General features: G+C 74.7%; 16 protein-coding genes. 7 read left to right on the plus strand and 9 right to left on the minus strand.

Annotation, left to right across the window (positions count from 1 at the left end; translation table 11 throughout):
- Positions 1-121 precede the first annotated feature (121 nt).
- Positions 122-787 (plus strand): GDSL-type esterase/lipase family protein, encoded by a 666-nt coding sequence (locus tag ACFWJ4_RS26355; protein ID WP_380547691.1) that lies wholly within the window; start codon positions 122-124, stop codon positions 785-787.
- 46 nt (positions 788-833) lie between these two features.
- Here the strand turns inward: ACFWJ4_RS26355 and ACFWJ4_RS26360 are convergent, their stop codons facing one another.
- On the minus strand, positions 834-1,733 hold the full coding sequence (locus tag ACFWJ4_RS26360) for an endonuclease/exonuclease/phosphatase family protein (RefSeq protein WP_380547693.1): 900 nt from the start codon (positions 1,731-1,733) through the stop codon (positions 834-836).
- Between the two features lie 236 nt (positions 1,734-1,969).
- The gene (locus ACFWJ4_RS26365) at positions 1,970-2,626 is read right to left on the minus strand and encodes a M15 family metallopeptidase (RefSeq protein ID WP_380547696.1); all 657 of its coding nucleotides are present in this window, start codon (positions 2,624-2,626) and stop codon (positions 1,970-1,972) included.
- Positions 2,627-2,770: 144 nt separating this feature from the next.
- Between ACFWJ4_RS26365 and ACFWJ4_RS26370 the strand changes: the two genes are divergently transcribed.
- The 3 genes from ACFWJ4_RS26370 (at position 2,771) to ACFWJ4_RS26380 (ending at position 5,171) form a co-directional block, all read left to right on the plus strand.
- Entirely contained in the window at positions 2,771-3,466 is a 696-nt protein-coding gene (locus ACFWJ4_RS26370; RefSeq protein WP_359910714.1) for a response regulator transcription factor, read from the plus strand.
- Positions 3,463-4,677, plus strand: a complete 1,215-nt coding sequence (locus ACFWJ4_RS26375; protein WP_380547699.1) for a sensor histidine kinase — start codon at positions 3,463-3,465, stop codon at positions 4,675-4,677. The genes ACFWJ4_RS26370 and ACFWJ4_RS26375 overlap by 4 nt, the downstream gene beginning before the upstream one ends.
- Before the next feature lie 92 nt (positions 4,678-4,769).
- Complete coding sequence (locus tag ACFWJ4_RS26380) at positions 4,770-5,171, plus strand: VOC family protein (protein WP_380547702.1); 402 nt, start codon at positions 4,770-4,772, stop codon at positions 5,169-5,171.
- Positions 5,172-5,196: 25 nt separating this feature from the next.
- Here ACFWJ4_RS26380 and ACFWJ4_RS26385 read toward each other — a convergent pair whose 3' ends face one another.
- The 3 genes from ACFWJ4_RS26385 to ACFWJ4_RS26395 form a co-directional block, all read right to left on the minus strand.
- The gene (locus tag ACFWJ4_RS26385; RefSeq protein ID WP_380547705.1) at positions 5,197-5,484 is read right to left on the minus strand and encodes a hypothetical protein; all 288 of its coding nucleotides are present in this window, start codon (positions 5,482-5,484) and stop codon (positions 5,197-5,199) included.
- Positions 5,485-5,538: 54 nt separating this feature from the next.
- A complete protein-coding gene (locus ACFWJ4_RS26390; protein ID WP_380547708.1) occupies positions 5,539-5,664 on the minus strand; it encodes a hypothetical protein in 126 nt (41 codons plus the stop codon).
- Positions 5,665-5,738: 74 nt separating this feature from the next.
- Complete coding sequence (locus ACFWJ4_RS26395; RefSeq protein ID WP_380547710.1) at positions 5,739-6,119, minus strand: winged helix-turn-helix transcriptional regulator; 381 nt, start codon at positions 6,117-6,119, stop codon at positions 5,739-5,741.
- Positions 6,120-6,310: 191 nt separating this feature from the next.
- Between ACFWJ4_RS26395 and ACFWJ4_RS26400 the strand changes: the two genes are divergently transcribed.
- Both ACFWJ4_RS26400 and ACFWJ4_RS26405 read left to right on the plus strand, forming a co-directional pair.
- The gene (locus tag ACFWJ4_RS26400) at positions 6,311-7,321 is read left to right on the plus strand and encodes a zinc-binding alcohol dehydrogenase family protein (protein WP_380547752.1); all 1,011 of its coding nucleotides are present in this window, start codon (positions 6,311-6,313) and stop codon (positions 7,319-7,321) included.
- A 48-nt stretch (positions 7,322-7,369) separates the two neighbouring features.
- Positions 7,370-7,783 (plus strand): hypothetical protein, encoded by a 414-nt coding sequence (locus ACFWJ4_RS26405; RefSeq protein ID WP_380547713.1) that lies wholly within the window; start codon positions 7,370-7,372, stop codon positions 7,781-7,783.
- A gap of 24 nt (positions 7,784-7,807) precedes the next feature.
- Here ACFWJ4_RS26405 and ACFWJ4_RS26410 read toward each other — a convergent pair whose 3' ends face one another.
- Complete coding sequence (locus tag ACFWJ4_RS26410; RefSeq protein ID WP_380547755.1) at positions 7,808-8,248, minus strand: carboxymuconolactone decarboxylase family protein; 441 nt, start codon at positions 8,246-8,248, stop codon at positions 7,808-7,810.
- Between the two features lie 290 nt (positions 8,249-8,538).
- Between ACFWJ4_RS26410 and ACFWJ4_RS26415 the strand changes: the two genes are divergently transcribed.
- A complete protein-coding gene (locus ACFWJ4_RS26415; RefSeq protein ID WP_380547715.1) occupies positions 8,539-9,057 on the plus strand; it encodes a hypothetical protein in 519 nt (172 codons plus the stop codon).
- Positions 9,058-9,132: 75 nt separating this feature from the next.
- Here ACFWJ4_RS26415 and ACFWJ4_RS26420 read toward each other — a convergent pair whose 3' ends face one another.
- The 3 genes from ACFWJ4_RS26420 to ACFWJ4_RS26430 form a co-directional block, all read right to left on the minus strand.
- Positions 9,133-10,236 (minus strand): NADH:flavin oxidoreductase/NADH oxidase, encoded by a 1,104-nt coding sequence (locus ACFWJ4_RS26420; RefSeq protein ID WP_380547718.1) that lies wholly within the window; start codon positions 10,234-10,236, stop codon positions 9,133-9,135.
- Between the two features lie 389 nt (positions 10,237-10,625).
- On the minus strand, positions 10,626-10,904 hold the full coding sequence (locus ACFWJ4_RS26425; protein ID WP_380547721.1) for a hypothetical protein: 279 nt from the start codon (positions 10,902-10,904) through the stop codon (positions 10,626-10,628).
- A 731-nt stretch (positions 10,905-11,635) separates the two neighbouring features.
- Complete coding sequence (locus ACFWJ4_RS26430) at positions 11,636-13,042, minus strand: MFS transporter (RefSeq protein ID WP_380547724.1); 1,407 nt, start codon at positions 13,040-13,042, stop codon at positions 11,636-11,638.
- Between the last annotated feature and the right edge of the window lie 259 nt (positions 13,043-13,301).

Below are 13,301 nucleotides of genomic sequence, written 5' to 3' on the forward strand. Positions count from 1 at the left end.
CACGTCACATGCGCGATGGTGAAAGCCGGATGACGGCGGAATGCCGACGGCCGTCGGTGTGCCGACGGCGCGGCCCGGCACCTTGGAAGAGGACCTGCCCCACCTCTTCCGAGGAGCGCACATGACGATCACCATCCGGCCGGGAAGCACCGTGATGTTCACCGGCGACTCGATCACCGACGGCCGGCGCCGGGAGAGCGAGGACGGCCTCGGAACCGGCTACCCGCTGCTCGTCGCCGGCGAGTGGGGCCACCGCCACCCGGACCGGCCGGTGACCTGGCTGAACACCGCGAACGCCGGCGACAAGGCGATGGACCTGGAGGCCCGCTGGCGCACGGACGTGCTCGACGCGCGCCCGGACGTGGTGTCGATCCTCGTCGGGGTCAACGACACGGGCTGGCACACCCTCGACCCGAAGGGGTACCCGATCCCCGCGGAGCGCTTCGAGGCGACCTACGACCGCCTGCTCGCGCCCCTCGCCGAGGCGGGCACCCGACTGCTCCTCATCGAGCCGTTCCTCGTGCCGATCCGCGGCGTCGTCGAGGCCGGCGACGCGGTGCCCGTCGGCGAGAAGGAACGCGAGCAGTGGCGCGCCGACCTGGACCCGAAGATCCAGGCCGTGCGCAGGCTCGCCCGCCGGTACGGCGCCCAACTGCTCGCCGCCGACGGCAGGTTCGCCGAACTCGGCGCGACGGCCCGACCGGAGCACTGGTCCGCGGACGGCGTCCACCCGACCCCGGCCGGTCACGCCGCACTCGCGGCCGCCTGGCTGCGCCTGGTCGCCTGACCGGGCCGGGGGGCACCGTCCCGGCCCGGCCGCCGGGCCCCTGCCGTCACCCCTGCAGCCTCGCCGCCACCGGGCGGTGGTCGCTGGGGGTGGCGGGAAGGGTCCAGGTGTCGGTGGCGGCAAGGCCGCGGGTGAGCACGTGGTCGATGCGGACCAGGGGGAACGCGGCCGGCCAGCTGAAGCCGAAGCCGCCGCGGGCCGGGGTGAGACGGCGGGCCAGCGGGGCCAGAGCGCGGTCGTCGGCGGCGGTGTTGAGGTCGCCCAGCAGCACGACCCGGCGCAGCGGTTCGGCGTCCAGGGCCCCGGCGAGGGCGGCGATGTCGCGGTCGCGGTGCGCGGTGGCGAAGCCGGAGAAGGTCGTGCGCACCGAGGCCAGGTGGGCGACGTACACCGCCAACGGCCCGCCCGGGGTGTTGACTTCGGCCCGCAGGGAGCGGTTCCAGCCGGGGTCGATGATCAGCCGCCGGGACTCCGTCACCGGGTAGCGGCTCCACAGGGCGACGGTGCCGGTGCGGGCGTGGTGGGGCAGGGCTCGGTCCAGCACGCTCCGGTAGGCGGGCAGGGCCGCGTCGGTGACCTCCTCCAGCGCGACGAGGTCCGGGTCGGCGGCGAGCAGCGCGCGGGCGGTGCCGGCCGGGTCCCGGTTGGCGGCGTTCACGTTGTGGGTGACCACCGTCAGGCCCGGCCCGCCGGCCCCGCCCGCCGGGGCCCCGCCGGACAGCAGCAGCGGCCCGAACACCACCGCCCACACCGCCACCAGCACCCCGCCCGCGCAGGCCGCCGCCGGGGCCCGGCGCAGCGCCGCGCACAGCAGCGCCGCCACCGCCACCAGGCCGCTCCACGGCAGGGCGCTCTCCCACAGGCTGCCCAGGCCCACGCCGAGCTCCGGCACCAGCCGGTGGCCGCCCAGGGCGAGCGCGGTGAGCAGCCCGAGCGCGGCGGGCACGCGCCCGCGCCGCCAGCGGGGCACGGCCCGCCACGCGGGCGCGGCTCCCCGCCCCGGTGCGCCCGGCCCCCTCGACGCGAGGAGCCGCTTCAGTGCGGCCGGCCACCTCGGTGCGGCCGGCCACGTCGGCGCGGCCCGTCGCCGCCGCTCCGGCGTCCCGGGCCGGGCGGGCGTCCCGGTCGGTGCGGGAGTCCCGGGTGTTTCGGACGGCGCGGAGGACGTCACGGCGCGCCCCCTCACCCTGCGGCGTCCGGCAGCGGAGCCGGGCAGGTCCCGCCCGGCCGGGTGAGCAGTTCGAAGTGCCAGATCTCGTTGGCGTACACCTGGCACAGCCCGTACCGGGCGCCGTGCTGGATCAGCCAGTAGTCGGCGCTGGTCGGGCCGACGTCCACCGCCTTGCCGGAGACGTGCGCGGACTTCTCCGGCGTGTTGACGAACTTGCGGGCCTGCTCCAGGCTCCCGTACTTGACCACCCCCCGGTCCAGCAGCCGCTGCTGGTAGGCCTTGCTGCGCCAGCCGGAGGTGACGGTCATCTCGATGCCCTGGGCCCGGGCGTCGCCGGCCGCCCGCTGCAGGGCCTCGCGCAGCGGCCCGTCCAGGTTGCCCACGGCCGGGGAGCCGGTGTCGGAGGGGCTCAGCGTCCTGCCGTCCGGGATCTCCCCGTCCGCCTCGGCCTCCGTCGTGACGGGCGAGGCGGTGACGGGCGAGGTGGTGACGGTGGCCGCCAGGGTGCGCAGTACCGCCTCGGTGCCCGGCGGGTCGGCGGCGGCGCACGCCCCGGCCAGGGTCAGCACCGCCGTCGCGGCGGCGCCCGCGGCCAGCCGCCGCCGTCCGCTCCGCGCCGCCGTGCCCGTGCTGGTCCCCGTCTCCGTCGGGGTGTCCGTCGTGTCCATTCCTGCCTCCCGGTGTTGCTCGTCCGTTGCCGGACCATTGGAGGAGAACCGGTGTTGCGAGGACGTCTGCGCAGGCCGATACGTTTTCGATAGGTCCCATCGGGTCCAATGGGTACGAACAGCGGAGAGCAGGGAGAACGGCACGTGCGGGTCCTGGTGGTGGAGGACGAGATCTACCTCGCGGAGGCGGTCCAGGCGGGCCTGCGGCTGGAGGCGATCGCCTGCGACATCGTCACCGACGGCGACGCGGCGCTGGAGCGCCTGGCCGTCCACAGCTACGACGTCGTCGTCCTCGACCGCGACATCCCCGGCACCCACGGCGACGACGTCTGCCGCAGCATCGTCCGCAGCGGCCTCGGCTGCCGGGTGCTGATGCTCACCGCCGCCGCCCGCCTGAACGAGAAGGTCGCCGGCTTCGAACTCGGCGCCGACGACTACCTCACCAAGCCCTTCGACCTCGCCGAACTCGTCGTACGGCTGCGCTCGCTGGCCCGCCGCCCCGCCCAGGCCGCCCCGCCCGTCCTGGAGTACGCCGGGCTGCGCCTGGACCCCTTCCGCCGGGAGGTCTACCGGGACGGCCGCTACGTGGGCCTGTCCCGCAAGCAGTTCGCCGTCCTGGAGGTCCTGATGGCGGCGCGCGGCGGCGTCATCAGCGCCGAGGACCTGCTGGAACGCGCCTGGGACGAGAACGCCGACCCCTTCACCAACGCCGTCCGCATCACCATCTCCGGCCTGCGCAAACGCCTCGGCGACCCGTGGGTGATCCAGACCGTGCCGGGCGTGGGCTACCGCCTCACCGACCCCTCCACCGACCCCGGCCAGGAAGGCACCCCGCGGTGAACCCCGACCCCGGCTCCGACCCCTCCGACCCCGGCCGCCGTACCGGCGGACGCCGCACCGGAAGCCGACCGCGCCGCCTGACCGCCCGGATGCGCCTGACCCTCAGCTACACCCTCTTCGCCGTCACCGCCGGCCTCCTCTCCCTCGCCGTGGTCTACGTCGGCATGCGCTACGTCCCCAACTACCCCCTCACCTCCTCCAACCCGCGCTACCGCTCCGACGCCCCCTCCCGCCAGGAGATCCTGGACTCGCTGCTCAGGGCCAGCGGCTACGCCCTGGCCCTGCTGACCGCCGTCGGCCTGATCGGCGGCTGGCTGATCGCCGGCCGGGTGCTGCGCCCGCTGCAGGACATCACCCGCGCCGCCCACCGCGCCGCGAGCGGGGCCCTGGAACACCGCATCGCCCTCACCGGGCCGCGCGACGAGTTCACCGACCTCTCCGACGCCTTCGACGAGATGCTGGCGCGCCTCCAGCGCTCCTTCGAGGCCCAGCAGCGCTTCGCCGCCAACGCCTCCCACGAACTGCGCACCCCGCTCGCGATCACCCGCACCATGCTCCAGGTCGCCGCCGCCGACCCGGCCGGCCAGGACTGGGGCCGCCTCGTCACCCGCCTCCAGGACACCAACCAGCGCGGCATCGAGATCAGCGAGGCCCTGCTCCAGCTCGCCGACCTCGGCCACGCCCCGCCCGACCTCGCCCCCACCGACCTCGCCGCCGCCACCGGCGAGGCGCTGGCCGCCGTCCGCGACGAGGCCGAGGCCTTCGGTGTCACCCTCACCGCCGACCTGCGCCCCGCCCCGACCACCGGCAACCCCGTCCTGCTGCGCCAGGCGGCCGTCAACCTGCTGCACAACGCGCTGCGGCACAACCTGCCGCCCGGCGCCGGCGGGCGGGTCACCGTCGCCACCGGGGCCGACCCCGAACGGCCCGGCCGGGTGCACCTGACCGTCACCAACACCGGCCCGCGGCTGACCGAGGAGGCCGTGGCCACCTTCACCGAACCGTTCCTGCGCGGACGCGGGCGCACCGCAGGGACCGACCCGGCCCGCCGCGGCCACGGCCTGGGCCTGGCGATCGTCGCCGCCGTCACCGAGGCCCACCACGGCGAACTCCACCTCGCCCCCGAACCGGCCGGCGGCCTGCGGGCGACCCTCACCCTGCCCGGCCCGGCCGCCGACCGGGAACGGCCCGCCCCGCGCGCAGCCGGATGACCGGAAAAAAGATTCCTCCGTCCGCCCGTCACATCCCCGGGCCGGGATCCGTCGGTGAGGTGACAGCGACCGACAGCCGGAAGGACCCCGCCGTGCTCACCGACCTCATGTACGTGACGCTCTACGTCACCGACCAGGACCGCGCCCTGACGTTCTACACGGAGCAACTCGGCCTGGAGAAGCGCATCGACTTCCCCAACCCCGGCGGACGCTTCCTCACCGTCGGCGTCCCCGGCACCCCGGTCGAACTCCTCCTGTGGGCGCACCCCGCCGGCGCGGGCCGGCCGGACGGGCCGGACGGGACGCCCGGCCCGGTCATCCTCGAATCGGACGACCTGCGGGCCGACTTCCGGGTGTTCCGCGACCGCGGGGTGGTCTTCGACCTGCCGGAGCCGGAGGACTACGGATTCGGGGTCCGCATCGAGACGGCGGACCCGGACGGCAACCGCATCTCGCTGCGCCAGCGCCGCCGTCCGGACCAGGCCGACGGCTGACCCTCCGCGGCCGGCCGGTGGCGGGTCACGGCCCACCGGGCGGGGTGAAGCCGAGGGAGGTCAGGAGGGCGACCGGGCCGCGGTAGTGCTCGGGGAGCTCCCGGTACAGGTCGAGGGCGGCAGCCCAGGCGTGCCGCAGGCACCAGGCGTACCAGCGGCGCCGGGCGAGGCCGCGGGAGTGCTCGCTCTCCTGCAGCGCGGCCCGCTCGGCGGCGAACAGCCGGACCAGGTCGTGGAAGCGGTAGCGGCCGGCGGAGTGCTCGGCGAGGAGGTGGACGTTGGCCTCGGCACCGGCCGTGATCCGGGACGGCAATCGTGGGCGCGGTCCGACCGTACGAAGGGCGGTTCCTGCCCCTCGACGGGTGGTTCAGGGATACGGCCGGTGGTCGTCGCGGTGGGCGGTGCCGCCGCCTTCGGGGCGCCGGGAGCGGCTGTGCCGGGACAGGGTCCAGGTCTGCGGTGCGCGCGGCAGCCGGCGGTTGCGGGCTGGCATGCGCCCGAGGATGGCAGACGCCCCGACGGAAGCGCATGCGCGTTTCGCCCCGGGGCCTTTCGGGCGGGCCGGGCTCAGGCGGGGCCGGGGAAGCGGTCGATGTTGTGCTCCACCCAGGTGCGCAGGTGCGCCAGCGGGACGCAGGCGTCCGCGCCCAGTGCGGTGAGGCTGTACTCGACCCGCGGGGGGACCTCGGCGTGGATCTCGCGGTCGACCAGGCCGTGCTCCTCCAGCCGGCGCAGGGTCTGGGTGAGCACCTTGGGGCTGACGCCCTGCAGGCGGGTGCGCAGCGCGCCGAAGCGTTGCGGGCCGTCCTCCAGGGCGCCCAGCGCGAGGGCGCTCCACTTGTTGGCCAGCAGGTCGAGCATGTCGCGGCAGGGGCAGGCCGCGGCGTAGACGGACCTGGGGTCGGTGCAGTCGGGGGCGTGGGTCTTCGCCGTACGGGTCGTTGTCACCCGCCGATGGTACCCATCGGGTACTGCTTCGGTACCCGATGGGTACCAATGGTCCTTGCGGGTAACCACTACCCCTCGCATACCGTCGCCGACGTGCCCGGACGGCAATGCGCCGCCCACCCCTTCCGACGAGGAGACCCCTGATGCCCGAGACGACCACGACCCCCGGGACGGCCGCGATCCCCGCGACGATGCCCGCCGTCGCCTACCGCAGGAGCCTGCCGGTCGACGACCCGCAGAGCCTGCTCGACGTCGAGCTGCCCGTGCCCCGGCCGGGCCCGCGCGACCTGCTGGTGCGGGTGGAGGCGGTGGCCGTCAACCCGGTGGACCACAAGGTCCGGCAGAACGCCGACCCGGGCGGTGAGCCGCGGGTGCTGGGCTGGGACGCGTCCGGCACCGTGGTCGCGGTCGGCCCGCAGGTGGAACTCTTCGAGGTCGGCGACGAGGTGTACTACGCCGGCGCCCTGGAGCGGCCCGGCACCAACTCCCGCTACCACGCGGTGGACGAGCGCCTGGTCGGCCACAAGCCGGCCACCCTCTCCCACGCCGGGGCCGCCGCGCTGCCGCTGACCGCGCTGACCGCCTGGGAGGGCCTCTTCGAACGCCTCGGCCTGGGCACCGGCGGCCCGGAGCAGGGCGGCACCCTGCTGGTGACCGCCGCTGCGGGCGGTGTCGGCTCCCTCGTCACCCAGCTCGCCCGTGCCCTCACCGGCCTGACCGTGATCGGCACCGCGTCCCGCCCGGAGTCGGCCGACTTCGCCCGCCGCATGGGCGCCGACCACGTGATCGACCACACGCGCCCGCTCGGCCCGCAGCTGGCGAAGGCCGCCCCCGGCGGCCTCGACCACGTCTTCAGCACCGTCGCCACCGACCGCAACCTCGCCGCCTACGCCGAGGCCCTGAACCCCTTCGGCGGCATCGTCGCCATCGACGACTTCGACTCCCTGGACATCGGCGTCCTCAAGGGCAAGAGCATCTCCTTCCACTGGGAGTTCATGTTCACCCGCTCCCTGCACGCCACCGCCGACCAGGCGGTGCAGCACCGGATCCTCGACCGGGTCGCGCGCCTGGTGGACGCGGGCGTCCTGACCACCACCGCCACCCGCGACCTCGGCCCCGTCAACGCCGCCAACCTCCGGGCGGCCCACCGCCTCCAGGAGTCCGGTGCGGCGATCGGCAAGACGACCCTGACCGGGTTCTGAGCCGGTGTCCCGGCCGACGGTCCGGTGAAGGTCTGCCAAGCTGCTTCGGTGCTCGAATTTCGTCTCTGGCTCGCCGCACTCCCGGGACCCGTACCCGAGGCCGAAGCCCGCAGCCACTGGAACCTGAAGGACCTTCCCACCCCGAACCTCGACGGGGCGCTGAGGCGCGCGGACTACGTCTACGTCGGCGCCTGGCACGAGGGCCATCTGTCGGACGAGCCGCAGTCCGGCCGCTGCCCCGCCGTCAGGATCTTCGACTGGTTGTTCTACCGCGGGACCATCGACCGCTACCGGGCGCCGCTTCTCGACGCCCGGTTGCGGGACGAACTCATCGGGCTCCTCCAGCCCCGCCCGGGCGACCTGCCGGCGGAGTCCACCGATGCGGAGGCGATCGCCGCGTTTCTCACGGCGCACCTCGGCCGGCACCTGCTGCCCGAGGAAGCACCACCGGCCACGGCCTGACACGCCGACGGGCCCGACTGCCGCTCAGCCGACCGACCGGTCCTCCTGCCCGTCCGTCACGACCGGCAGGAGGCCGCGCTCGCCGAACACCTTCTTGGCGACGAAGGTCGCGTTCAGCGCCTTCGGGAACCCGCAGTAGACGGCGGAGTGCAGCAGCGCCTCGACGATCTCCTGCGGCGTGAGCCCGACGTTCAGCGAGGCGTTGACGTGGACCTCCAGCTGCGGTTCGCACCCGCCGAGCGCGGTGAGCATGCCCAGGGTGACCAACTGCCGTTCGCGCGGCGCCAGCCCGGGACGGCTGTAGATCTCCCCGAACCCCCACGCGACCACCTGGTGCCCGAGCTCGGGGCTCACCTCGCCCAGCGACTCCACCACCCGCCGCCCGGCCTCGCCGTCGATCCGGTCGAGCACCGCGGCCCCGTGCGCGAAACGCTCCCGGCGGACCTCGGCCTCACTCGCGGACATGCTCATCTGCGCTGCTCCTCTCCCGTTTCCCGGCCGCCGACCACCGGCGCCGGCGACCACGGAAGGAACCGTAGAACTTGGAGTGCACTCCAACTCAAGTCCGCCACGCAACTCCACCTCCACAGGAAGATTTGCGGCCCGGACCCCCTGAAATGGCATCACCCCGCCCTGCCCGGGCCGAAAGATTTCCTGCGGACACGCGGTCCGGCGGGACGGCGCCGTGTACCGGGGTAGCGTTGCCCGTCCGTTCCCGGCGGCCGCGGCCCCGGGCTTCGCGAGATGGAGCAGCCGTGTCCTCGAACGTCTTCCGCAGCGGCATCGGACAGCTGCTCCCCGATCAGGGGCCCGACGGGCTGAGGGTCTGGAGCGTGGCCCGGGCGCCGAGGAGTGCGCTGTACGGCGCCCCCGTCGAGGCCACCATCCTGCTCGAAGGCACCGACGACCTCGACCGGGCCGATCTTCCCCTGGTCGGCGAGGTGCTCGGCAGGGTCGACCACTACATCGGGACGGGGATCCGCTTCGTGCGCGAGCAGGTGGAGGCCGACCCGGCCTTCTTCGGCCTCACCGAAGCGCAGGCGCAGCCCTACCGCGGCCTGCCCGTCGCGGAGTTCCCACTGGACTGCCCGCAGCTCAACTTCTACCTCGACGAGTGGCACCTGCGTTTCGCCGAGGGACGCCTGCCGATCTGCGACCCCTACGGCCTCGCGGTGGTGTTCGACGGCCAACGGCCGGTGAGGGTGGAGGACTTGAGCGACGCCACGGCCGTGGACGACGAAGGCGCCGACGGCTCGCGGCGACAGGGGGCCTGAACAGCCCCCCGGTGCCCGCGTGGGGCCCGGGGAGCCGACCGGATCGGCTCCCCGCCCCACGCGCGCATGCGGGCGTCAGGCGCGGTGGTACGGGGCGGGGGTGGCGACCTCGCCGCCGAGGGTGGCGGCGGCGTGGCGGGCCCAGTAGGGGTCGCGCAGCAGTTCGCGGCCGATCAGGACGGCGTCGGCACGGCCGTCGGTGAGGATGGCCTGGGCCTGGGCGGGGTCGGTGATCAGGCCGACGGCGGCCACCGGCAGGTCGGTCTCGCGGCGCACGGCCTCGGCGAAGGGCACCTGGAAGCCGGGCCCGGCCTCGATCCGGGCGTCGGGGACGATGCCGCCGGTGGAGACGTCGAGCAGGTCGACGCCGTGGGCCCGGAGCTCCTTGGCGAGGCGGACGGTGTCCTGCGAGGTCCAGCCCTCGCGGCCGTCCTGAGGGTTCTCGGTGATCCAGTCGGTCGCGGAGACGCGGAAGAAGACCGGCAGGTCCTCGGGCCACACCGAGCGGACGGCGTCGACGACCTCCAGCGCGAAGCGGATGCGGCCCTCGTAGGAGCCGCCGTAGCCGTCGGTGCGGTGGTTGGACGCGGGGGAGAGGAACTGGTGGACCAGGTAGCCGTGGGCGCCGTGGACCTCGGCGACCTGGAAGCCGGCGTCGAGCGCGCGCCGGGCGGCGTCGGCGAACTGCCGCACGATCTCGCCGATCTGCTCCTCGGTCAGCTCGTCCGGGGTGGTGTGGGCGGGGGAGAAGGCGTCGGCGCTGGGGCCGACCGGGGTCCAGCCGTGCTCCTCGTCCGGGGTGACGGGGCGTCCGCGGTCGATCCAGGTGCGCTCGGTGGAGGCCTTGCGCCCGGCGTGGGCGAGCTGGATGGCGGGGACGGTGCCCTGGCTCTTCAGGAAGTCGGTGATCCGGCGGAAGGCCGTGACCTGCTCGTCGTTCCAGATGCCGAGGTCGTACGGGCTGATGCGTCCTTCGGGGCTGACCGCGGTGGCCTCCGTGATGATCAGCCCGGTGCCGCCGGCGGCGCGGGCCGCGAGGTGGGTGAAGTGCCAGTCGGTGGGTACGCCGGCCGCGTCCCCGTTCGGGGCGGCGCTGTACTGGCACATCGCCGGCATCCAGATGCGGTTGGGGACGGTCAGCGACCGCAGGGTGAGCGGGGCGAAGAGAGAGGTGCTCATGTCGGACTCCCGGTGGGTCGGGCCGGCGCCAGGACGCGGAGGCGAATCAAGGGTTGGTGTGCAACTTTTGCAGCTGCATTTACATTCGCAAACAATAGTTGCGCACGCAGGGACTTGCAAGAGTTCTCCGCCGGGCCGGCCCCGCCCCGGGGTCGGGGCGGGGCCGGCGGAAAACCCGTTGGCTTCGGCCGCCGGGCCCGCGATACTCACCCACCGGCGCCGCGCACGACCGCTCCCGGCGCCGGAACAGGGGAGTGCATGGAGTTCTTCGCGTGCGGGCGGTGCGGACACGCACTGACCGTGCCGCTGTCACGGGTCCCGTACCCCGCCTACGCGGGCTTCGGCTACGGCAACGGCCACCCCATGCCCGTCCTCATGGAATCGGGCACCTACGCCGTCGACGACCACCCTCGCAGCGCCTCCCGCTCGATCGTGATCGCCCCCGGTGACGCCCACGGCACCACCCTCGTCCAGCGGCGCGAACCCGGCGCCTGCTGCGGCATCGACGGCCGCAACGGCCCGAACGTCACCTGCGCCGGCTGCGGCCGGAAGGTCGCGACCAGGATCGACGACTGCTCGCTGTGGCAGGCCACCTGGCTGGAGCCGGACGCGGTGCGCCCCGTCCCCGCGGGCCCCGCCCGCCCGGTCGCGGACTGGGCGGCGCTCACCCAATGGTGGTGCGCCGCCGAGCCGTTCGACGAGACGGGGCGGTGGGACCCGCGCTGGGAGGCGGAGTCGGCCGTGGTGCTCGCCCATCTGGTCGCCGCCGCGGACGGCTCGCCCGTCGTCCTGCCCGGCGGCCCCCTCGCCGAGGCCTTCCACGCGCTGCTCGACCAACTGCTCCCCCCGGGACGGGCGGCCGGGCGCCCTCCCCGGCGCGTGGCTCTGGCCGGTCCCGGCCTGCGGCTGCCCGGCCCGCTCCCGGACATCGCCGTGGTGCCGCGGCACCCGCAGACCGGCGAGACCTGGCCGGTCCCCGCGGGTGTGGCCGCCGCACCGCTCGCCGTCGGCTTCTGGACCTACCTCGCCCACCACCGCGGACGCGTGGTCACCCCTGTCACCGGCCGGTTGCCCGCCGACGTGGAGCGCGACGACCTCCTGCCGCCCCACTCCTGGTGCGGCCCGCGCCCCCTGTGGCGGGCCTACCACGCCACCCTGGAACGCTTCGGGGCGCGGGGGTCGGCGGCTCGTGACGGTGTCGCCGGTGTCGCCGGTGCGGTCGGTGCGGTCGGTGCCGTCGGTGCCGCCGGTGCGGTCGGTGTCGCCGGTGCGAGTCGGGCGGGTGCGGTCGGTGGTGCGGGAAAAGGGAGTCGGCACCCCGTAACGCCGGACGGCGCCGCCCGGGGGAACCGGGCGGCGCCGTCGAAGCGGGGCGCGGGGGCCGTGCGCAGCGGGGCCGTCAGCGCGCCGTCTGCGGGAGCCGCTGGGCCGGGACGGCGGCCCGGGCCGGACGCGGGGCGGAGCCGGAGGCGCCGGCGGCGGCCGCGGGGGAGGCGCCGAGGGCGGTGCCGCGGGTCTCCTCGGCCCACAGGACGCAGACCAGCAGGCCGACGGCGGTGGTCCCGGCGGCGATCAGCATGGTCGGGCCGGTGCCGAGCCCGGTCAGCGACAGCGGCAGCAGGTAGGTGCCGACGGCCGCGCCGATCCGGCTGACCGAGGTGGCGACGCCCACGGCGGTGGCGCGGATCTCGGTGGGGAACAGCTCGTTGGGGTAGGTCCAGTCGAGCACGTTCGGCCCGCCGCACAGGAAGGCGTACGCGCACAGCGCCAGCAGCGCGACGGCGGCCGGGGCGGTGGGCCACACGCCCAGCAGCGCCAGCGGGACGGTCATCAGCGCGAAGGACCAGATGATGACGGGCCGCCGGCCGCGGGTGTCGATCAGGCGCAGCGCCGGGTAGCAGCCGAGCAGGAAGACCAGGCTGATCAGGCCGGTGCCGAGGGTCTCCATCACGGTGCCGCCCGGCATGCCGAAGGAGGAGAGGATCTGCGGGCCGAAGGTGAGCATCGCGAACAGCGGGCCGACCTGGCACATGAAGAACAGGCCGCAGAACAGGGTGCGGCGCCGGTAGGGCTGGGTCATCAGCAGGCGCAGCCCGGCGGGGCGGCCGCGTTCGGCCGGATCGGGCATCAGCTCGCGGCCGTCGACCCGGACCCCGAGGTGCTTCTCGACCACGCGCACCGCGTCACCGACCCGCCCGTTGGCGGCGAGCCAGCGCGGGGACTCCGGCGAGCCGCGCCGGATCACCAGGAACACCACGCACAGCACCGTGGAGCTCGCGAGCATCCACCGCCAGCTGCCGGGCCCGGCCAGCTCCAGGAACAGGTAGCCCACCACGTAGGCGAGCACCGAGCCGGCGTACCAGGCGACGATCTGCTGCCCGAGCAGGCGGCCGCGCTTCTTGGCGGGCAGCCACTCGGCGAGCAGCGAGGTGGCGATGGGGTAGTCGGCGGCCACGGCCATGCCGAGCACGAAGCGCAGCACGGCGATCGCCCACACCGCGTCCACCCAGAAGGAGAGCACCGAGCAGGCGACCATCACGAGCAGGTCGGCGGTGTACATCACCTCCCGGCCGATCTTGTCGGTCAGCACGCCGAAGAGCGCGCCGCCGACGAACATCCCCACCAGCGCGGCGGCGCCGATCAGGCTGACCTCGGCGGTGGACAGCCCGAGGTCCGGGCGCATCCCGATCAGGGCGACGCCGACGATGCTCAGGATGTAGCCGTCGAGCAGGGGTCCGCCCGAACAGGCCAGGGCCAGCCTGCGGTGGAACGCGGTATACGGGGCGTTGTCGATGGTCTGGGACATGTGCTGAGGGTCCTCCGGAGCGTACGGCACGCACTGCGCACCGTGCGCCGGGTAGACGGCAGGGGAAGACGCCGCCCACCTCGGACGGCGCCATCGCCCGGTCACAACGGGCGACCGTCCACGGTTGCCCCGGCCCCGCGGGGCCGCCACCGGGCCGAAGGTCGAGGGGATTCACGACCAAGGTCCCGAAGCGGACGGGCCCTTCGCCCGTGCCGGAACGGCGCCCGCCCAGTCCTGCCGGGGGCGGCCGCCGCCGCGG

Origin of the sequence: Kitasatospora sp. NPDC127067 (assembly GCF_042724755.1) — a bacterium.
Lineage (GTDB): Bacteria > Actinomycetota > Actinomycetes > Streptomycetales > Streptomycetaceae > Kitasatospora > Kitasatospora lactacystinica.